This is a genomic window from Enterococcus sp. DIV1368d (assembly GCF_050542975.1).
Taxonomy (GTDB): Bacteria; Bacillota; Bacilli; order Lactobacillales; family Enterococcaceae; genus Enterococcus_D; species Enterococcus_D casseliflavus.
The window spans coordinates 711626-732723 of sequence record NZ_CP172939.1 but is presented as its reverse complement, the minus strand read 5'-3'; the positions used below and the strand labels follow the sequence as shown (position 1 = coordinate 732723).

The window sequence follows — 21098 nt, the reverse complement described above, 5'->3', positions numbered from 1 at the left end:
ATTTTTATAATTCCTTGATAAACCGTTTCTGTTCATGACTGCTGTGGTAGCCATGATTTTCATAAAACCTGTGAGCAGCATGGCGTTTAACATTCGAATTTAATCGAATGCCTTGCATTCCTCGCTGTCGGGCTTCTTCTTCAATTGCCGACAGTAGTTTCCCACCAACGCCTTGCTTTTGCACTTGATCATCCACTACCAAACCTAGGACATTAAAAAATTGCCCAGCAGAATAAACTGTTGAATACGGCTGTGCTTCAATCATCCCAACTGCTTTACCCTTTATTTCGGCAACAAGCAAGAGATGATCCTCCTCAGCTAAGATTCTCTTTAGACCTTCGATCAATACTTCTTCTTCGATTGGATAGCCTAGTACCTTCGATAAGTGAGCTAGTTCTTTACGATCAGACAATGCTGCGGCTCTAATTTTCATAGTATTCTCCCGTCTTTTGGCTTTTTATTCGGTCTTGTTTTAGATAACTCACATTCATTTATCAACTTAGAAATAAATGACAGCTAGTTGATTTGTACAAGTGCAATAGAAAAAAAGTATACAGACAATGTACTAGAAATCCCTTTGCTATGATCTTTTATGTTATTTAGCTAAACCAGTTTTTAATTTTGATCAAATGAAATGAGTGCATATTCGTTAGGAATATACCTGATTGTCGTATATTCGAATAATTTTCCCATATCATTATAGACCGCATTTTCCAATATTCCCACACAATTATTTTTTCCTAAAGCTAATTCTTTAAAGTCAGAATCTTTTGCAGATTCAACTTTCATTATAGACTTTGATGCAGCGATTTTAAAATCTAAGTTTTGTTTGATATGGTCGTAGATTGATCCGGCTATGATTTTCTCATTAAGACCCTTAACGATACTTTTTTTGAAATAACTCGTATCTGACATCATCGCTTTCCCATCAATGAGGCGTAATCGTTTCACAAGGTATACTCTTTCACCAACCGGAAATGAAATTTTTTTTGCTAATGAATCATCAACAGTCAACTCGTGAAATTCTTGCACAATTGTTTTTTTTTCGACCTCAGTATCTGCGGATAGTGCCTTCAATCCTTGAAAATTTCCTACCTTGAAAGACTTCTTGTCAATCTCGATTCTTTCAAGAATAACTACCCCTCTTCCTTTCACACTATAAACCAATCCATCTTCATTAAGCAGTTGAATCGCTCTGCGAACTGTATTTCTACTAGTACCAAATCGCTCAATTAACGCCATTTCGGTCGGTAAAACCATTGTATCGTTATAGAGTCCCTCATTAATTTCATTTTTCAAAGTGTCATATATATCCCGAAACTTATTCAACATAGTTCCACCTCACTCTTTCAGTTAATTATAACATGATATCATTCTACCTATACAAAAAACTTAAATTTGTTTAAACAAATGCTTGATTATTTGTTTAAACAAATTTAAAATGAGCGTAACCGGTTAAAAGAAATGAGGAGGTTTTAGTATGAGTGACAAACAGTTAGCGGAGTACATGATTGAGTACGTTGGTGGAAAAAATAATATCAAAAATGTGATCCACTGCATTACACGTGTTCGTTTCTATCTAGTGGACAAAGAGAAAGCCGATACAACTAAGATAAAAGAGTTGGATGATGTAATGGGCGTAGTAGAAGCTCAAGGACAATATCAGGTGGTTGTTGGAAACAAAGTAAATGCTATTTACGAGGAAGTAATGCGCCAGTTAAACAATGATCAAGTCTTTGATTCTACAGAGGGAGTGGTGGAAAATGATTCCAATAGTGATTTTCTTCAGCTATTTCGAAATGGCTTCAATCAGTTTATTGGCATAATTACAGGTTCAATGATGCCCGTCATCGGTCTTCTTGCAGGAGCTGGAATAATCAAAGGATTACAAGCTTCGTTGGTGACGTTTGGTTTATTACAAGATAGTTCGCAATCTTATCTATTGATTAGCACGATTGCAGATGGCATTTTTTATTTTTTACCTGTCATCTTAGGTTTTACTGCAGCTCAAAAATTAAAGGTGAATCCTATTGTTCTGGCAGTCGTGGGTGCGATACTCATTCATCCAAATATAGTCACTATTGCTTCAAGTACAGCTGCGAAGGTCGCTATTTTTGGCATAGAATTCCCCATTATGAATTATACAGCTTCGGTTTTCCCTATTCTGGTCGCTGCTTGGTTAGCAACGTATGTTGAAAAGTTTTTAAAGAAAATTGTTCCTCTCGTGATTTCTTCCATTGTGTCACCAATCGTTGAAGTTCTGGTACTAAGCTTAGCCGTTCTTCTTATCATCGGACCAATCATAACGATTATTAGTGATGGGCTAGCATTCGGAATTAGTACCATTTTTGACTTTAACACGATTATTGGCGGAGCAGTCTATTGCGCACTTTTTCCAGTCTTAGTGGTCTTCGGCATGCATTGGCCATTGATTCCGATCATCGTCAACGATTTAACTGTTAACGGATTTAGTATGATGAATGCCTTCTCGTCTGTATTGATGATGGGTATTGCGGGTGCAACATGCTCAATCGCATTGAAAACAAAAAAAGCTCAACTAAAACAAGTTGCCTTTGCTGCCACTCTTTCACAAATATGCGGTGTTGGCGAACCTGCAATCTATGGTATTCTACTAAAATACAAAAAAGTCTTCTATCTCGTGACCCTTTCAAATATTTTTGGTGGTGCTCTAGCAGGTTTCCTTCACTTGGTCAACTATGGATTCGCAGGTGGGGTTATAGGATTTGCCTCTTTTATCAACCCGGTTGCAGGGATCGATAAAAACTTCTATGCTTATCTACTCTCTCATATAGGAACATTTTTGCTATCCTTTCTTTTGACTTGGCTTTTTGGTTTCAATGATAAAATGAAAGCTGCAGATGAACTGTAAGGTGATATATGATGAAAAAAATAATTTGGCATCAAGTATTTTCTAATTACCAAGTACTAAACTTTTCTCCTAATGGACGTAAATTACGTTTAAGAATCAAGCAGCCGCTTTCTGGACAACGATTAGCACTCGAACTTTGTAACCGCTATGATTCTTTTGATTTAAACGTAGAGTCGATAAAAATCAGTAGTAATCCGGGAAACCAACAATCCAATGTTATTACCTTAGATAATCGACCACAATTCATTGTCCCAGCTGGATCCACTTTATGGACAGATGACATTGATTTTTCAGTAACCAAAGGAGCCGATATTCTGATAGAGGCATTATTCTCCAACGAGATCAATCGAGTATCTTCCTCGGCAAACTTACTATCTGATCAAGTAGTCCATTCGAATATAAGAGAAACCAATAACTTTATTTTTGGGATTACTTCAGTTGCTCTAGAAACGAAAGTTGATGCAAAAGTCATTGCTTTTTTTGGCGACTCTTTGACGAATCAAGGATATTTTAGTGATAGTGTCATCGACAATCTAAACAAACGTGGTCTGATTGCAACAAGCTTTAATGCTGGCATATCAGGCAATCGTCTGACACATGCTGGTTCAGGGATTTCTCGTTGGAAAGACAGCTTTGGTGTTGCAGGAATCGACAGGTTCCAAGCAGATGTCGTGGATCAAAAGCCAGATTTGATTGTTTCATTGATTGGGTTAAATGACTTGTTTCACCCAGGAACTGGCTCACCGCTTTCAGAATTACCTATCAAAGAAGAGTTGATCCAACAATACAAAGTTCTAATAAATCTGGCAAAAAAAGCAGACATTCCGTTTGTTCCCCTCACGCTTCCCCCTTTTAACTATTCTTACAACCAAGGAAAGCCGAGTTGGACCGAGGAAAAAGAAGCTATCCGAACTGCGTTTAATCAATGGATAATGACTCAAGCAAATACGATCGATATCAATGATATGGTAAGAGATCCTTCTGATAAAACGAGATTAGCTTCTGCATTTGATTCGGGGGATCATCTGCATTTTTCTCAAACTGGAGGGGAAATTTTAGGAAAAGCTGTGGCTGAGAAAATTCTTTGCCTTTCATTGCTGTGAATTGATAGACTCTCAACAAAAACTGATAAAAATAGTCAAAAATAAAACCTACCTCCCATACACATCTGGTTAAAATGTATACGGGAGGTTGACCTTTTCACTATGAATTTTCTTCAACTCTGCACTTGAATATCCTTACTCTCGATCACTAGCAATTATTCTACATACAATGTCACAAATTTTGCATGGCCTATCTTTTCAAGAGTGACTACATTCTTTTCCACAAGAAGTGCTTCTTTTGTAGCTTCTTTTAAATCGACTGTTTCTACTACGTTCACTGGATGGTTAAATGTGATCGTCGCGTGTCCAACTTCATCTAAAAGCCCATTGTATAGACGCAAAATATAACCTGGACGAGCTTCGGCTTTTTTCAATACACTTAGGGTCAAATTGCCATTGATCTCAAAAAGACTATAGTTTGCCGGTAAGGTTGGTTCAACCGGCCCTAAAGTAAAAATCAATCGGGAATTCAGGAATTCTGCGGATTGATAAAGCGTGATCGGTGTTACTGCTTGTTTGGCACGTTGCGCAACATTTGCTTGATCAAATCCTTGCGCAAAGTAAGCAACAGAAAAATCAAAATGCATCGTTTTGTGACACTGCGCAGCTGGTGTCGCAATCACTGATTCTCCTGAAGCACGCCCTGGACGATACAGTAGATTCTCTTTCCCCATGAAGCCATAGGTTCGGAAAATCGTTAAGCGAATCGTATCAAACGCTTCCCCCACGATCTCATATTCACGTACACCCTGAGGCATTACTGCTACGCCATGGGATGCATCGAATAAACTGACAAACGATTGACACGTTTCTATGGCGATCGGTTGCTCATTCCATTGCTCTTTATTGGCTTCCCAAAGGGCCATTTCTTTTTCAAACATAACCGGACGCTGCAATGTACCAAACTGTTGGTCAGCCAGCGAAAATTTCGAGGCAATTCCGGTATCAAATAGCACACATACCCGATGGCTATCCACTTGTTGATTTTCAACCGTTAATTTGAAATCAATTTGTTGCGATTGTTTTTTTAACACGATCGTCAATTGGATCGGCAGTGAAGCCGAGATCTTCTTTTCTGCACGTTCAGCTAAATCCTTCGGAACCCTCAGGGTGAATGCCACATCAATCTTTTGGTAGATTGCTGATTGCAGAATCGAGATCGTTGGTTGCGCATCAATTGATGAAATCACAAAATCTTTCACAGGTGGTGAATAATTGAATGAATCACCATCGTCGCCATTTTCTTCAATAATCCCTTGATTTTGATAAAGTACTTGATTGGTTTTATCTAGAATATCCAACGAACCATTGCTATTGACAGTGATCTGATAGTACTCATTTTCGATCGTATTGGTTGTAATCTCCTGCAATGGTGCGCTTGTATCACCTTTTAAATCAATCGTCAGCTGGGTATACCCCATACTCGGCACGTCAGTCGTTTCTATGGCAATTTTTGCTTTATAGACTTTCTCCGGCAAATAGATCTCCTTGACTGGATCTAATATGTTCCCCTGATTCAACACATACTCCGTTTGGTCGGTAAGCTCTAAAATCGTATAAGGTAACGCCTGACCTGACTGGTCAAGGATCGCAAACTCTTTTTGCGGCAAATAAACCTCTGCTTCGATCACCCCATTACGTTTTGTGTCATAGGTATTGAAAAGCGTAAAAGTAATTTCTTTTGCTTGTGGGTTGTTGATTGCAGTAGAAATCTGTCGTAACGTCAATTCGACAAGATTCATAGAAATATCTCGCGCTTGCTTATAGCGCATATAGATATCTTCGTTGGTCGTATCAGAAACACAAGAACCAATCGAATCATGCGCCGCATTTTCAAACATTAACTTCCAAATCTCTATGACTGTTTCTACGGGGTACTCAAATCCTAATTGCATAGCCATGGTTAAGATAGGCTCCATGACATTGACTAAGTAATGTTGGATCTGGGTGTTCATCGCCTTCAAATCAGGACGTGAAGAAAAAATCGTTTTGTGGATTCGCATCAATTTGCCGTTGATCAGTTCACCAGCGATTTCTTCCAACTCAGGATGGCGTGCTTTGACCGCAGCAATGTATTTTTCGATCGTTGAAAATTGTAACACATACTCATCCTGATACAGTTGATTCATTCGATCAACCAATTCTGGAAGATTTTCTCTAACTGGTGCTTGATCGAAACCATTTGGAAAATACACTTGATCCGTTGCACTGCGTCCCCAAGTCGTTTTAAACGGTTCTTGATGTAAGAACTTTGCTAATTCTACTTCTCGCTCAGGAATGGCACCGCCAATGTAGTACCCACTTGGGATCTGATAAACATTGACCACAGAACCATCTTCTCCACGCCATTTGTACTCTGTGCATTTAACATCGTCATCACTGACACCGCGCCAAAACATCGTGTCAGTGATACCAAACTCACGATAGATTTGCGGCATACTAGCTGCTTGTCCGAAAGAATCTGGCACATAGCCGACATTCATGTAGGTTCCGAATGCTTCACAAATTTTCATGCCATATAACATATTTCGAACAATGCTTTCTCCCGAAATCACTAATTGATCGGTTTGTGTGTACCATGGACCAATGATCAACTTCCCTTGTTGAACAAGTTGTTGAATCCTTTCTTTGTCCTGCGGACGCCATTTCAAGTAATCATCTAACAGAGAAGCCTGTCCATCTAAGATAAAACTTTCATAAGGATCATCCTTTTCTAGTTGTTCAATGACGTTTTTTAGATCGTGCATCAAATAGATTTTCGAGCGACTCGTCGTAAAATACCATTCGCGATCCCAATGACTGTGGGGTACGACATGTACTGTTTTGTTCATTCAATCATTCCTCTCCCGTGATTAGAAAAGGCACGTAACGATGGGTGTCGTTCGTGCCTATTAATTTTTCTCAATTTTTTTACCATCTGGTACACATAATTTGATTCTTACACAAATACTTCGAATTTTGAAAATCGATTCTCTTCAAATACTCTCGTTTTCTTCCCCAAGTCTTGACATTGTCAGATGCCTTAAAGCGTTCTTGAAAAATCACCTGCTCGTGCCTTTTCTTTTGCTACTATTTAGCTAATCAGCCTTGTTGCTTAATTTTCAAAGCTCACTTCAATATCATCGAGGGCAATATCTTCTGTTTGTTCTTCTTGCTTATTGAAATTCACGAATAAAGGCGCGACAAAACCGATGAAGGCTGCTCCTGCAAATAGTCCAATCAAATACGCCCAACCGTTTCCAACAGTGAAGAAGCCGTATATTCCCCCAACTGGCGGCATTTTGTCATACATTCCTAATGCGATCCCCAAACCAGAAGCGATTGCTCCTCCCAACATGTTGATCGGCACAAGCCGTAATGGATTGACTAATGTAAAAGGAATTGCTCCTTCTGTGATTCCGATGAACCCCATAATAAAGTTATTACGCCCAGCATCCAGTAGCTCTTTGTTGAATCGATTTTTGTGGAACAAAGTTGCTAAGGCATATCCAAATGGTACCGCACAAATCGCAACATTCACGATGATAGCTGGCAAAAAGACCCCTTCCGCTAGTAACACATTTCCTGCCATCCAAGCAGCTTTGTTTACAGGTCCCCCTAAGTCAGAGCCAATCATTGCCCCCATGATGACTGCCAGTAAAATTTTGTTAACGTCATTTTCAATCATGGTTCGGATCCATTCAACCAAACTAGTATTGATCCACGCCAATGGCTCAGAGAGTAAGGCGCCCATGACGATTGCTACAGACAATGTAGCAATCAAGGGTAAAATTACCAGCGGCATCACCCCAGCAAACGACTCCGGTAATTTGATATGTTCTTTCGCCCACTTCACTAAGTATCCTGCTAAGAACCCAGCAATAACTGCCCCTAAAAACCCAGCATTGGTGCTAGAAGCGACTGCACCACCGATAAAGCCGGCACCTAGCGCAGCCTTATCTCCAACAGAGTACGCGATAAAACCAGCCAAGACAGTATTGATCAAGCCGATTCCTGCCCACCCTACTTGTTCAATCAAATAAAGCGCATGTTTAAAGCCTTCCGTGTCAGCATAAGGATCTAAGCTTGTGATCCCCATACCAAGAGCAATCATTTTCGGAATGGCAACAACCAGTGAAGCACCAATAATCAATGGCAGTACAAAACTAATTCCACTCATCAAGTGGCCTTTTAAATCTGCTAGAACTCTTTTCATCATCCTTGCCTCTTTCCTTTAGTTTGCGTTTCTTTGTTCAACAGCAGCGACACATTTCTTCAGCACCGCTTCCGGTGCTTTGATACACGTATTGATATTTACTCGAATTTGCGGTTTTCCTTCAAACCGTTCCATCCCAACAACTTTTTGGTCAGTCGCTAAAAGCAAGAAATCTGCTTCTTTTGCTTCGGCTGCAGTGATCTCATTGACTTGCCCTAATGAGCCTTGCTGTTCGATCTTGACCTCATAGCCAAGTTTCGCACCAGCTTTTTCTAAAGCTTTTGCCGCCATCGGTGTATGTGCCAATCCAGCTGGACAGGCGGAAATTCCTACTATTTTCATATAATTTTCTCTCCCATCATTTCCTTTTTGATCAATTCTGCTAAATAAGCTTTGTCTTCTGATTGTTGAATCTGCTGGATGAATGTCTCTTCAAGCAATGCGGTTGCTAGACGACTCAGCATTTGCAGATGCACCGTTCCTTCATCTTTTTTAGGGACCATCAAAGCAAACACATTTTTGACTGCCGAATCATCGAAAGTTTCCCATTCGATGGCTTGCTCTAAACGAATAAACAAAACGGTCGGTTCCAAAACCGGTTCAGCTTTTGCATGTGGAATAGCAAAGCCTTCTTGTAAGCCGGTTGAATATTGTGCTTCCCGTTCAATGAATGCCTCACATGTATCTGCTGCATTGGTAACGATCCCTGATTCATAGGCATGATGCGCAATTACGTGAAACAGTTCTTCTTTTGATGTAACAGCCACATTCAAGAGAATATTTTTTTCCTGAAAATCCATCTCATCTGCTCCTTTCCTTTATTATGAAACCATTAGCGTAATTCGTGTGGTTTATTTTCTGTACACGTTTAATTTACGGTTTCTGATTCACCATGTAAACACAACAAATTTCCAATTCAAGCGGCAATCATTAGTAAAGCGTTTTCCAAAATGATTGCCAACTCTTCTGGAAACTTTCGGTACTGGTGAAGCATTTCATTCTTATTCTTTCTATTGTATGATGAGAAAGAGCACGGAGGTGAAACAAGTGTCAAAACTTGCTTATCAACGATTAGATGATCTAATGGAAGTATTAACTAGACAAACGGCGCCGCTACCAATGAAGGAGTTAACGAAAAGCTTCTCGATTTCTGAGCGAACGGTTCGGACCGACATTGCAAATTTGAATGATTTGTTAACAAATGTGGGTGCCTCCATCAAGTTAATCCGAGGACAAGGCTATTTGTTGTCTATTGGTTCAAAAGAACGATTTCATGACTGGTGGACTGAAAATATGTCGACCACAGAGTCCTTCCTAACGACTAGTGAAGAACGACAAACCTATCTACTTTTCCTTTTATTTAAGAATGAAAACCCTTTATCCCTAGATGATTTTCTCGATCGATTATTTATTAGTAAAAACACCTTTTACTCATACTTAAAAACGGCTCGAGACAATTTAGCGACCTATCAATTAAAAATAGTAAATCGTCCAAATATTGGCTTTGAAGTCTTGGGTAACGAATTCGCCAAACGCCAAGCAATCAGTGATCTGTTGATTGAAAAAGATCTCCAAGAGTATTTGGTGGGCTTTACGGAAATGGAACTTGAGTTGTTTGATACGATTGATCTGACCCGCTTGCAAGAATTGTCATTAAATCATCTGGCGCCCTTAGACTTGTTAGACTCTGACTACTATCATAAAAACATTCTTTCTCATTTTGCTTTAGCAATCAGTCGCTTTATAGCTGGCCATCAGATCAACGAATTTCCCTTGCACGTGCCCGCGCTCAAAGAAGACGCCCAGAAAGTTGTTAGTCACTTCTTAGAAGAAATCGATCATGCATTTGATATACAATTGACTGCTGGAGAAAAACAATACTTCATTTACTATCTTGCGATGAATGCACCACGTTTAGTTGAAACAGGCGATGCAAGCGAGTCTTCCACGAAAACTGCGAAAGCCATTGTGGAAGAATTATTAACTGCGATCAAACAGACGTCAAACTATGCGTTAGAGACAGACAAGATGCTAATAGAAGATTTGACATCTCATATTGAGGGCTTTATCAACATGAATCTAATGGATGCACGCCGTAGCAATCCATTGCTGGCAACGATCAGAAAATCTTTTCCACAGGCTTATGATTTATGTTTGACTCATTTAGAAACGGTAAGCCTGAAACACGGTTTTTATTTTTCTCCTGATGAGATCGGCTATATTGCTTTGCACATCGCAGGTGCTATGGAAAGGAGTTCTATCAGAAATCATCATAAACATCGCGTCATCCTTGTTTGCGGAACGGGTCGAGCCATGAGTCGTATTATTGAAGCAAAAATTATCAAGCACTATCAAGAAACGATCGAAGTCGTTGATCGCTTTTCCTACGTCGAGCTACAACAATATGATCTTTCTTTGATTGATTTTGTGATCACAACCGTTCCATTAGAACAGTTCTCGGTTCCTTCTATTTATATCAACATGGCCAAGCTAGATAAAGAAATTGACAAAATCGAACCGTTTATTGAAACGCTCAGCGAAACAAAAGACGGCATCTATTCATTGTTTCATAAAGCATTTTTTCTTCATGAAAATCATGTAGATAAAGAAACCTTACTAAAAAAAATGGCGCAGCAATTGTATCAAAAAGATTTTGTGCCCCAAGATTTTTATGACAGTGTGAAAAAACGAGAAGCAATTAATCAGACCAATATTAACGAGTGGCTTGCTATCCCCCACCCCATGACATTGATGGCAAAACGCTCAGCCGTTTCAGTGGCGATCATTCCTGATGGCGTTGATTGGGGAAATGGTGATTTGGTTAAATTCGTCTTTCTCTTTGCGATTCAAAAAGACGAATATGAAGATACCGAAGAAATCTATAGTCTTTTATTAGAGTTGATGGATCGTGAAGATATTCAACAAGCAATCCTGCAAAAAAGTGACTATCACCACTTTTTGAGCTGTATAAAGCAATTATAAAAGGAGCTGGGGAATCCAGCTCCTTTTGTTGATTCTAACTTTTGTGAAATGCATGCAAGCAATGGTTAGTAAATGAAAATCTTAGCTGAAAAGGGAGAGTTTGACAATCCCACCCTTTTCAGCTAAGATTTTATTATTGTTACATTAATTCAATATCCAAACCACCACCGGGTGATAGAAGTGTTTGGTAAACTCATTAGGTCCTTGAAGAGTTTACTGGATGCTTATTTTTTTTGAGGAGGAAAAAGTATATGACATGGATGTATTTATTTTTAGGCGGTTTTTTTGAAGTGGTATGGGCTTCGACTATGAAGCTAAGTAATGGGTTTACCCACTTTTGGTATAGTCTCTCTACACTACTCAGAATGATTTTCAGCTTTGGCTTCCTGGCTTTAGCGGTAAAAAACTTACCATTAAGTATTGCTTACCCCGTTTGGACAGGGATAGGCGCAGTTGGTTCGATCATTGTCGGGGTCGTGTTCTTCAAAGACCAGCTATCCCTTCTGACTTGGGTGTTCGTTGCTTTATTAATAGTCGGGATTTTGGGCATCAAGTTTACCAGCGGACATTGATGATATCTAAAAAAACAGCCGTCAGTTCACTTCTGGCGGCTATTTTATGGCAATTCATTCAGTTTCAGTATAGATATAGTTAGCTTTAGTATAATTAAACTTTACTTTTATATAACTATGGTTTACAATGGTTTTGGGAGGTGATCGTTTGAAGGAAGATTTTGGCGACTCTATTGCTAATAAAGTATATGAATATCGGGTGTTAGCTAGGCTTACTCAGCAAGAACTTGCGGACAAAGTAGGTGTTTCAAAACAAACGATTTTTGTCATGGAAAAAGGCAACTATACGCCAACGCTTTTATTAGCCTATCGTCTAGCGAACGTTTTTCAAGTGGACATCACAGATTTATTTACTTATACAGAAGGAGAGAGGAAATATGGTCATTAAATCACTTTCAGATATTCCCAGCGCATTATTTTACCGTCTGAAAACTTGGGCAGAATATTCTAATGCCAACTGGAACCTATTGCTAGGTATCGGTATGCTTTTACTGATTTTTGGCATTGCTTTGGTTTATGTTTACACTAAAAAAATTGGCAAAGAAGATGAACATTCGCAAAAAATTTATTACATCTCCGTGAATGCGATGCTGCTAACGATCGTCTTTTTAGACATTCTCTTTCCAAAAGATTACATGTGGAATCAGTTTTTCCTTTACAAGTATGCTCTGGCTTTTATAGTGAGTGGGCTGAGTTTGGTTTATCAGTATAGAAAACAATTTTTATAAAAAACAAACTCGGTCCCTTTAAGATGGGAACCGAGTTTTTTTTCTGTGATCAGTACCTGTTCATAAATCACTCACTTTTTATTCGCAGAAGGAAAGCAGAAAAACTGCAAACAATCGTCACATTCGAAAATTGTTTGCAGTTTCCTACCTCTAATTTAGTATAAGCAACACTCGATCAAAGCTTCTTCAAGCGTTTCTTCGATCCTTCTTACTCACTCTTTCTTTTTGAGCGTTTCATAAAGAGACCTAATAGTGATGCGACAACCAATGCCACTCCTCCATACAAACCGTAAGGCGTTGCTTGTTCACCTGTTTTCGGAAGAATTTTTTCACTAGTTGCTGTTTTTGTTGTTTCTGGTACTTTAGTCGTTGGTTTCTTATCAGTAGACGGTGTCGTAGCTTCTGGTTTTGTCTGATCATTTGGTGTGTTACCTGGCTCTTTTGATGGATCTGTCGGATTGGTTGGATCGGTTGCATTTTTTATATACGTCACAATCAGTTCCCTATCTTCATCTTCCACAGTCAATCCTGTTTGTTCTTTGACCGTCGTAAGATCTGCCGTGTAGCCATCAATATTCTTGCTTTTCACCGCATCAAAGGTCGTGTCATTGTTTTTCGCTTGCCATTCACCATAGGTATTTTTTCCTGTTGCTTCATTGGTAATGACTGTGCGTGTGAAAGTGACCGTGTCTACTTTGTCTGGGGCGGCTTCTTTGCCGTCCTCATAAACATAATGGATCGTTTGGTTCACTTTTTTGGTTTCTGTAGACTCAGTCATATTTGGCGAATAAGTGACAGTTACTTCGCGGTCTTTGGTGTCGGCTGTCAAACCTGTGACTTCATCTATGCTTGTTTTGGCTTGCCATTCTCCAAAAGTTTTGTCACCTGTTGCTTCATTCGTTGTTACTGTGCGTGTAAAAGTGACCATGTCTACTTTGTCTGGGGCGGCTTCTTTGCCGTCTTCGTACACATAATGGATCGTTTGCTTGACCTCTTTGATTTCCGTAGATTCGATCATGTTTGGCGAATAAGTGACAGTCACTTCGCGATCTTCTGATTCTGCAGTCAACTCAATGACTTTATCAACCGTTTTTTGGTCTGCATTGTATTTGTCAATTTCAGGACTTTGTACTTCATCAAACGTCGTATCATCATCTTTGGCTTGCCATTCTCCATAGGTATTTTCCCCTGTTGCTTCATTCGTTGTCACTGTCCGTGTAAAGGTGACCGTGTCTAGTTTGTCTGGGGCGGCTTCTTTGCCGTCTTCATAAACATAATGGATCGTTTGCTTGACCTCTTTAGCTTCTCTAGATTCGATCATGTTTGGTAAGTAAGTGACGGTCAATTCACGATTTTTGTCCTCTGCTGTCAAACCTGTGACTTTATCAATGCTTGTTTTGTCTGCGTGATAGTTCTTGATTTCAGGACTTGACACTTCATCAAACGTCGTGTCATCATCTTTGGCTTGCCATTGACCATAGGTATTTTTTCCTGTTGCTTCATTCGTTGTCACTGTGCGTGTGAACGTGACCGTGTCTACTTTGTCTGGGGCGGCTTCTTTGCCATCTTCATACACATAATGGATCGTTTGCTTGACCTCTTTAGTTTCTGTTGACTCAGTCATATTTGGCGAGTAAGTAACGGTCAATTCGCGGTCTTTGGTGTCGGCTGTCAAACCTTTGACTTCATCTATGCTTGTTTTGTCTGCGTGATAGTTCTTGATTTCAGGGCTTTTCACTTCGTCAAATGTCGTATCATCATCTTTGGCTTGCCATTCTCCAAAAGTTTTGTCACCTGTTGCTTCATTCGTTGTCACTGTGCGTGTAAAGGTGACCGTGTCGACTTTGTCTGGTGCGGCTTCTTTACCGTCCTCATAAACATAATGGATCGTTTGGTTCACTTCTTTGGTTTCCGTAGATTCGATCATGTTTGGCGAATAAGTGACAGTTAGTTCAAGATCTTCTGATTCTGCAGTCAACTCAATGACTTTCTCAACCGTTTTTTGGTCTGCATTGTATTTGTCAATTGCTGGACTTAACACTTCATCAAACGTCGTATCATCATCTTTAGTTTGCCATTGACCAAAAGTTTTGTCACCTGTTGCTTCATTCGTTGTCACTGTTCGTGTAAAGGTGACTGTGTCTACATTGTCTGGGGCTGCTTCTTTGCCGTCTTCATACACATAATGAATCATTCTCTTGACTTCTTTGGTTTCCGTAGATTCCACCATCTTTGGCGAGTACATGACAAATTCTTCAATATCTTCTGAATCGGCCTTTACGTCCATGACTTCATCGATAAATTCCCTATCTGTAAAGTAGTTGGCTATCTCTGGACTCTTGACTAAGTCAAAGGTTGTATCATCATCTCTTGCTTGCCATTCACCGAATGTTTCTTCGCCAGTGGCTAGATTCGTTGTCACTTCTCGAGTAAATTCAACTGTATCTACGTGATCTGGAGCAACTTCCGTACCGTCTTCATGCAAATAGTGAATGATTCGTGCGACAATTTTTCTTTCCTCATTGCTTTCTATTTTAGGACTATAGATATACGTGACCGTTTGCGGAACATTACTAAAGACAACCTTCTCATCACCGTGGACTTCCTTCAATATATAGTGAGGAATATCTTCAGGAACAACTTCAACTGTATCGCCAATATTTCCGCCAGTCAGTACATTAGGCGGCAATAATTCATTACCATCTTCATCTAAGTAATTGACCGTAACTGGTGCGGCTTCAATAAACCAAGGCTGCCATACATAGGTATCAGCCATCGTCGCGCCATCATAGGTCAACACTAGTTCCTCTGACTTCAATATGTGTTCACCATATGGCGCATCTACGGTACCTATCCCTACATTTTGCCAGTAACCGGTATAATAACTTGAATGGAATCCGTACATCCCACTCGGGTCAACCAAGTTCACCGGATAGGAATTGCCTGGCCAATTATTCCACCCAACAAAACTGAATTTTGGTCCTAATTTTAATTCTCTTAGATAGCGTACATTTGCTAAAAACTGGTTCATCCCGGCACCTAAAGAATTTATGACACCGGTGCTATCAAAATTCGATAAATCTAATGTAGATCCGCTATAACCATAAAACATACTATTCATCGTGGTTGCTTGACTCGTATCAAGATAAGTCAGTCCCACAATCTCATTCAATTGAGAGGGCACGGTGCCGTAGTGGGAGTAACTCTCAAACAAACCTGCCACATCGGCTGGCAAAATGACTGGCGCTGTGAGAACAACTTTTTTTATGACCATATTTTTAAGTTCTTCCGTTAATGGAATCACTTGATCCACCGCAGTTGTCAATGTACCTGCTCCTACAGTCAAAACCCCTTCAATATCTAAGGTTGCTGGCGCAGTCCCCCACATGCCCGTCCACAATATATTCTCTGCTAGCGCAGACTTTACTTCCTGACTCTCATCAACCGCCATACTATTTTCTGTGTCTTCTTCTGTACTGGCATTTTCTGCAGACTGTTCTGTTCGCTGATCAGGTTCCGTTTCTTCTACTTGAGTTGTCTCGACTGTTTCTTGTTCAACTGCTTTTTCTTTGCCACCCGTTTCAGAAGTGGTCGTTTCCTCCGTTACTGCTGGTTCGGAAACTTGCTGTTCAGAAAGATTCTCACTCGTACTCAGTGTTGCTTCCTCTATCTCTGAAGTGCTGATTGTTTCGGCCGCAGCAGGGATGCTAACAACTGCTTGTGTGACAATTGGGCTTCCCAAAATAAACACTGACGAACTAACAAGAAGACGCGACAATAGTTCTTGCTTCGCTGATTTTTTCATTACTGTTCCCTCTTTCAATTTAAGTGAATAAGCGCAGCGATACTCTCCCCAATGCAAAAAAGCTGCCCGTTGACAACTACTTCTTACTTCTATGTAATACGTTCGTTGTTCTCATTCCTTATGCCTGCATTATTACATGGTTCTCGGATCAGGACACGACAATAAACGGCTTGAAAAATACAAAAAAAGTCCTATTTTATAAAAAGAAAATAAAGGAATATGAAGGGGGCGATCGCTAAAAGTGTATACAAAATACAATAAATAACACGTTATTGTCAGACTACACTCTATTTTTAACTCTTTCTTCTCAATAACTTACCACACTGATGGGAGTTCTGTGATTCTAAAAAAGATGTGTTAGATTAAAAAAAGAGGACTGATTCCTCAGCCCCCTTTTGCTTTGTCTGCTTTTTAATCAATGAAGCGTAAGCAACACCGTTATTCAAGAAAACACTGGCTTACCATTACTTTTGCCGATAGGTAACCATAAAGAAACGTTCCGTTTTTCTAAAATGCTCTCTTTATCGCACTATCCCTTAAAAGCTATCGCATCAATTTGAAAAAGAATCCCCACCTCGCCAGAATGAGCAAATTCTGTCTGAATCGATTTTCTAACAGGAAATTTCCCATGGAAGGTTTCTTTTAAAATCTTTTCCATAATCGGAATATCAAAAATATTTTTGAAAAGTACATCCATCTTTACCACATCTGCTAGTGCCAAATCCACCAATTTTAATCGCTCTTCTAATTGCTTCAGTGCTCCTACAATCTGCTTTTCGATCGGCTCGCCAATATTTCCCACGCAATAGCCAACAAAAACAAAATTTCCTGCTTCGATCACGCCCGAAAGCGCCCATTCCTCATTAATATCGTAACGTTTTATCATTTTCTTCTTTACTCCTTTTGCGTTTGAGCCATTTTTTTCACTACTTTTATAAAAAAAACTTCTATGCCTATGTTTTGCCAAAACACAGGAAATTCAATGATTACCGCAAATGAATGTTTCGTTTTTCAACCAAAAGAAAAACTCCTAGGACTACCATCATGATGGAAAGAGCCATTCCTACAGAAAACTCATCACGACTTCCAAAATGAAGAATCTGCCAAAGCCTTGTCAGCTGCTTTACATTTGCGGCTTTTACGATCAGCTGTAAAAGATAATAGAGGAAAAACAATAGGGCAGTGACACCGAATGCTTTTGCTGCCGTGTAGCAAACAAGCGCTTTTTCTTGTTCATCTTTCGTTTGGACAAAGGCATAGTATACCCAATAGCCCCCATATATTGATGTAAGAATAGACACTGTTACGATAAAATACTTTGTAAAAATATACCCTGCTTCCCCGATACTCATACCCATTCCTTCTCTTCTAGTACATTTAGTGTTCATTTTATGATGCTCTTCTACTTTGGCTCATATTTAACAGCTTATTGATTTTTTCTTTATTGCTTCAGCCAGCCTTTATTTACGGCATCATCTATAAGTTTTCTAACATAGTCCCAAACTTCTGGCATAATTTCTTTGATGACCTCGTTTCGTTTTAATTCGCGTTCAACATCAATGTTATTTTCTATCCAGGTATTCCCGTCAAAGTAGTATATCTGCAAGACAGGCTGTAACCTATCGATAGCCGATGCATATTTTGCTTCTACGGTTGCCATTTCCTCAAACTCTTCTCACAAAGCCATAAATTCATCATATTGTTCACTCGGTAATGTAGAAAATAAACTTGTAGCTGCTTCCCGTTCTCGCTGTACTTTATCCAGGTACCCAGCTTCATCATAACAATAGGTATCACCTGCTTCGATTTCTACCATGTCATGAATAATTAACATTTTGAGTACTCGCAACAAATCCACTTGCCCTTCGGTTGCGACATGTTCTGCAAGCAATAGTGCACATAATGTCAAATGCCAGGTGTGCTCTGCATCATTTTCTCGTTGGTTTCTATCATAGATTAGTGTCGATTGTCTAAGGATGGATTTAAGCTTGTCAGCTTCGACAATAAACTGGATCCTTTTTTCTATTGCATTCATTTGTGACCTCCACTTATTTGTTAAATGAATTTATATCAAAGGTACAGCTTTTTTCCACAGTGCCTCCAAAGTTGCATAAAAAGACTGCAGCCTTTTCTTTTGGTAAAACAATTACTCCTGCACAAACCTTAATGGAGTCTCCCTTCAAACTTCCTACAACACTTTTTTCTCACGAATGATCTTTGTTGATACTTAAACTACTCCACGGAAAAATGCAATGAATGGGGCGTAGGCGCGATCAATGTCAGTCCACATCTTTCTTTAAAATAGGTTTTGCTATCTTGTTTCGCCACTTGCAAAATTTCTGCTTCAGCAAAAGGGACCACATTGTCACTCCCCCGCAATTCACTGCATTCCAAAATAATCAAAATCTCTGCTTCTAATGTATTGATTCTCGCATACTGTTCAAAAAAGTTCTCGTGATTGATTTCTTGGATCGCTCGTTTGATTTCGAAGCAATTGGCAAGAATCTTTTCTTTGAGTTCTGGAAACTCTTCCTTGAAAAAAAGCCGCTCCGTTTCTTCCATGTAGAAGTTTAAATATTCTTCCATTGAATGGATCTTAAATGCTGACTCCATCTTTAGCCCTCCTGTTCTATTGATTGGTGAATCTTATGTAAAATCCTGTTTATATGTTTATCGTTGTAACGAATACGTCGATGCGTACTCTATGGAAATATTGAAAGGAAATCGACCTTTAGGCTGAAATCACTAGCATTACGTTAAATAGAGGATTCGAACACTTTTTTTTCCCTTCGCTTTTTCGTAAAACGTTTCTGTTGACCGAGATCTTTATGCCTGCATTATTACATGTTTTTTAGGAAAGGAGACGCCAATCATTTGTTTGTTAGAAGCAAATAAAGTCCTGTTAGATACCTTCGGGTTGGATCGTATCAATTTTAGTTTCATAAAAGTAAACAAGCCCAAGAGCCGATTGAGCGATTGACAAACTACATAGGAAATCTGAGAAACGCTGTGCAAAACTTTTCGCTTCCCACTATAAAAAGGGAGGATTCTCTGGTTTTGAGAATCCCCCTTTTTTTCATACTGTGAAATTCACAGTTTTACGTATGTTTTTGACTAAACTCATTCTGGAACTTTTCAACTGCTTCAATCAGTTCAAGCCAGCGATCCCCCGTTGGAAAACTATTCCATTTAAAAAATTGGACGTTGGGGTTTTGGTCAATAAAAGCTTGCCGATTGACGGGGTAATCTGTCACGACAAAATCGGGATTTTCGGAAACAAATGAAAGTGTGTAACCGAACCAGCGTTTCAATCGTTCCTTTTGTCTGATTTCTTGGATTTTTCCGAATTTTGATTCGTGAAAAATACGAACCGTAGAACGATCAATTTTCGCTACCAGAGAAAGAAGCATACTATATTGAAAAAGCAAGCGATTGTTCGCTTCATACATGGTTGCAAAAATTGGTGATTGTTGCGCTAACGATTGGTACATCTCCTGAACAAGCGGAAAAATCTTAGGAAAGACACGGCGATAATCTTTGTCCGTGGTGCTTTTTCCAAAGGCATCGATCTTATTTTTCGATGCAAAAAGAAGCGAAACCGAATGAATATTCAAGGCATTGACCAACAAATAATCAATATTGCTTTCAGAAACGAGAAAAACTTTCTGAGCGTTTTCCGCAAATAGCCTTGCTGCAGCGATGGCTTGAGGAGAAAAATAAGCCCCAATTGTTAGCTGACTAGGAATCTCTTCAGGTAAGTACGTCGTCATGACAGAAAACATATAATACAAGAAGAGAAATTCTGTTTCTGGAAGCCCATTTAGAATCAAATTGTTTCTTAGCAATGGCTTGATCAGCTCTTCTTTAAATTCTTCAAAGGAAATCGTCAGATGCCTCATCTCCCTCATCTCTTGAGGAATCTCTTTTACAGGAAAGCCTCTTTTAAAACGATAAATACTCAATGCCAGCAATTGCACAAATTTCTCCTGATCAATCCCGCGATAAAAACTGGGATAACTTGTCAACTTTTTCTTCAATGTACTGACACTTTGTTTCGTCAATCCACTATAACGCGCGTTCGTTGCATCATAGATCTGCCAATACATGATGTGGAAAAAATGCCGAATGCGGTATTCTTCGCCCACAAAAAGCGGTTTTCTTTTTAGGTTCAATCGAATGTGATAATTTTCAAGAATCGTTTCTACTTCCTTTAGTTTTCTTTGAACCGTGCGATTGCTGACATAATGTTGTTGGGCGGTTTCTTCCAGCGACACATATTTATCACTGAAGAGTCTGTCTAAAATTTGAAATGGCATGCTTTCTGCTAGCATGACCGAATAAAGCTTAGACAAAAGAAAATTCGGCGCAAAATAAAGCGTCATCTCTCTACCTTCATGCAACGCAATCTCAAAATAAGGATACGCCTTTTGCAAATCGAGTGCTCGCTCAAAAACTAAGACGATTCTTCGTTTTGATAAGTTAGTCTTTTCAGCAAGGTCATTTAGTTTTTCACGCTCCACCGCCTGCTCAAAAAAATGCGCAAACAATTCATAAACATCTTGGTCTAATTTAGTTAAAAGAAATTTATACATAATAATACCTCTTAACTTTATTTTTAAGGTAATTATACTCCTTTCACGATCTATTTTCATTCAGTGTGAACTCATTGATTACTTATTTCATTTTATAAGAAGTTGTCTCTGAAACTATCACCTTCTGAATCATTTAGGATAAGCAAAAGCATGGCTACAACTACTTAGAACTACGAGTTACTGCATCTGGAGAGCATTGCTCTTTCTAACAGCTGGTTTAAGACGACAAAA

Annotated in this window: 17 protein-coding genes and 1 pseudogene; 6 read left to right on the top strand and 12 right to left on the bottom strand. The window is 39.3% G+C overall.

Features of this window, described 5'->3' with window-relative positions:
• Nucleotides 1–4: 4 nt before the first annotated feature.
• Nucleotides 5–433, bottom strand: coding sequence for a GNAT family N-acetyltransferase (locus IGJ44_RS03405; RefSeq protein ID WP_167827207.1), 429 nt, complete (start codon nt 431–433; stop codon nt 5–7).
• Nucleotides 434–615: 182 nt separating this feature from the next.
• Nucleotides 616–1332: a GntR family transcriptional regulator gene (locus IGJ44_RS03400; protein ID WP_167827208.1), complete on the bottom strand. Its 717-nt coding sequence runs from the start codon at nt 1330–1332 to the stop codon at nt 616–618.
• 148 nt (nt 1333–1480) lie between these two features.
• Between IGJ44_RS03400 and IGJ44_RS03395 the strand changes: the two genes are divergently transcribed.
• Together IGJ44_RS03395 and IGJ44_RS03390 are read left to right on the top strand one after the other, a co-directional pair.
• Nucleotides 1481–2890: a PTS transporter subunit EIIC gene (locus IGJ44_RS03395; RefSeq protein WP_016613049.1), complete on the top strand. Its 1410-nt coding sequence runs from the start codon at nt 1481–1483 to the stop codon at nt 2888–2890.
• Between the two features lie 11 nt (nt 2891–2901).
• A complete protein-coding gene (locus tag IGJ44_RS03390; protein WP_240934902.1) occupies nt 2902–3993 on the top strand; it encodes a GDSL-type esterase/lipase family protein in 1092 nt (363 codons plus the stop codon).
• Between the two features lie 155 nt (nt 3994–4148).
• Here the strand turns inward: IGJ44_RS03390 and mngB are convergent, their stop codons facing one another.
• From mngB to IGJ44_RS03370, 4 genes are all read right to left on the bottom strand, one after another.
• On the bottom strand, nt 4149–6824 hold the full coding sequence (gene mngB, locus IGJ44_RS03385; RefSeq protein ID WP_430606123.1) for a mannosylglycerate hydrolase: 2676 nt from the start codon (nt 6822–6824) through the stop codon (nt 4149–4151).
• A 263-nt stretch (nt 6825–7087) separates the two neighbouring features.
• The gene (locus IGJ44_RS03380) at nt 7088–8188 is read right to left on the bottom strand and encodes a PTS fructose transporter subunit IIC (RefSeq protein WP_167827211.1); all 1101 of its coding nucleotides are present in this window, start codon (nt 8186–8188) and stop codon (nt 7088–7090) included.
• A gap of 18 nt (nt 8189–8206) precedes the next feature.
• Nucleotides 8207–8530 carry a PTS fructose transporter subunit IIB gene (locus IGJ44_RS03375; protein WP_005237427.1) on the bottom strand — a complete coding sequence of 108 codons (324 nt, stop codon included), beginning with the start codon at nt 8528–8530 and terminating at the stop codon, nt 8207–8209.
• On the bottom strand, nt 8527–8988 hold the full coding sequence (locus tag IGJ44_RS03370) for a PTS sugar transporter subunit IIA (RefSeq protein WP_005237428.1): 462 nt from the start codon (nt 8986–8988) through the stop codon (nt 8527–8529). The genes IGJ44_RS03375 and IGJ44_RS03370 overlap by 4 nt, the downstream gene beginning before the upstream one ends.
• A 247-nt stretch (nt 8989–9235) precedes the next feature.
• On the opposite strand from IGJ44_RS03370, the gene IGJ44_RS03365 reads away from it, so the two are divergent.
• The 4 genes from IGJ44_RS03365 (at nt 9236) to IGJ44_RS03350 (ending at nt 12470) form a co-directional block, all read left to right on the top strand.
• Nucleotides 9236–11170, top strand: coding sequence for a BglG family transcription antiterminator (locus IGJ44_RS03365; protein ID WP_430606120.1), 1935 nt, complete (start codon nt 9236–9238; stop codon nt 11168–11170).
• A 251-nt stretch (nt 11171–11421) separates the two neighbouring features.
• Nucleotides 11422–11742 (top strand): DMT family transporter, encoded by a 321-nt coding sequence (locus IGJ44_RS03360; protein WP_167827213.1) that lies wholly within the window; start codon nt 11422–11424, stop codon nt 11740–11742.
• Nucleotides 11743–11890: 148 nt separating this feature from the next.
• On the top strand, nt 11891–12130 hold the full coding sequence (locus IGJ44_RS03355) for a helix-turn-helix transcriptional regulator (RefSeq protein ID WP_015509117.1): 240 nt from the start codon (nt 11891–11893) through the stop codon (nt 12128–12130).
• On the top strand, nt 12120–12470 hold the full coding sequence (locus tag IGJ44_RS03350; RefSeq protein ID WP_016610497.1) for a hypothetical protein: 351 nt from the start codon (nt 12120–12122) through the stop codon (nt 12468–12470). Before IGJ44_RS03355 ends, IGJ44_RS03350 begins: the two co-directional genes overlap by 11 nt.
• A 208-nt stretch (nt 12471–12678) precedes the next feature.
• Here the strand turns inward: IGJ44_RS03350 and IGJ44_RS03345 are convergent, their stop codons facing one another.
• The 6 genes and pseudogenes from IGJ44_RS03345 to IGJ44_RS03320 all read right to left on the bottom strand — a co-directional run bounded on the left by IGJ44_RS03345 (nt 12679) and on the right by IGJ44_RS03320 (nt 20867).
• Nucleotides 12679–16275, bottom strand: coding sequence for a mucin-binding protein (locus tag IGJ44_RS03345; RefSeq protein WP_430606117.1), 3597 nt, complete (start codon nt 16273–16275; stop codon nt 12679–12681).
• 529 nt (nt 16276–16804) lie between these two features.
• Complete coding sequence (locus IGJ44_RS03340; protein ID WP_015509114.1) at nt 16805–17161, bottom strand: RidA family protein; 357 nt, start codon at nt 17159–17161, stop codon at nt 16805–16807.
• A gap of 100 nt (nt 17162–17261) precedes the next feature.
• Nucleotides 17262–17627: a hypothetical protein gene (locus IGJ44_RS03335; protein WP_074536376.1), complete on the bottom strand. Its 366-nt coding sequence runs from the start codon at nt 17625–17627 to the stop codon at nt 17262–17264.
• A gap of 89 nt (nt 17628–17716) precedes the next feature.
• A pseudogene (locus IGJ44_RS03330) lies at nt 17717–18310 on the bottom strand (HD domain-containing protein).
• Nucleotides 18311–18507: 197 nt separating this feature from the next.
• Nucleotides 18508–18888 carry a DUF7006 family protein gene (locus tag IGJ44_RS03325; RefSeq protein ID WP_005225213.1) on the bottom strand — a complete coding sequence of 127 codons (381 nt, stop codon included), beginning with the start codon at nt 18886–18888 and terminating at the stop codon, nt 18508–18510.
• Between the two features lie 485 nt (nt 18889–19373).
• On the bottom strand, nt 19374–20867 hold the full coding sequence (locus tag IGJ44_RS03320; protein ID WP_086294614.1) for a helix-turn-helix domain-containing protein: 1494 nt from the start codon (nt 20865–20867) through the stop codon (nt 19374–19376).
• Nucleotides 20868–21098: the final 231 nt, after the last annotated feature.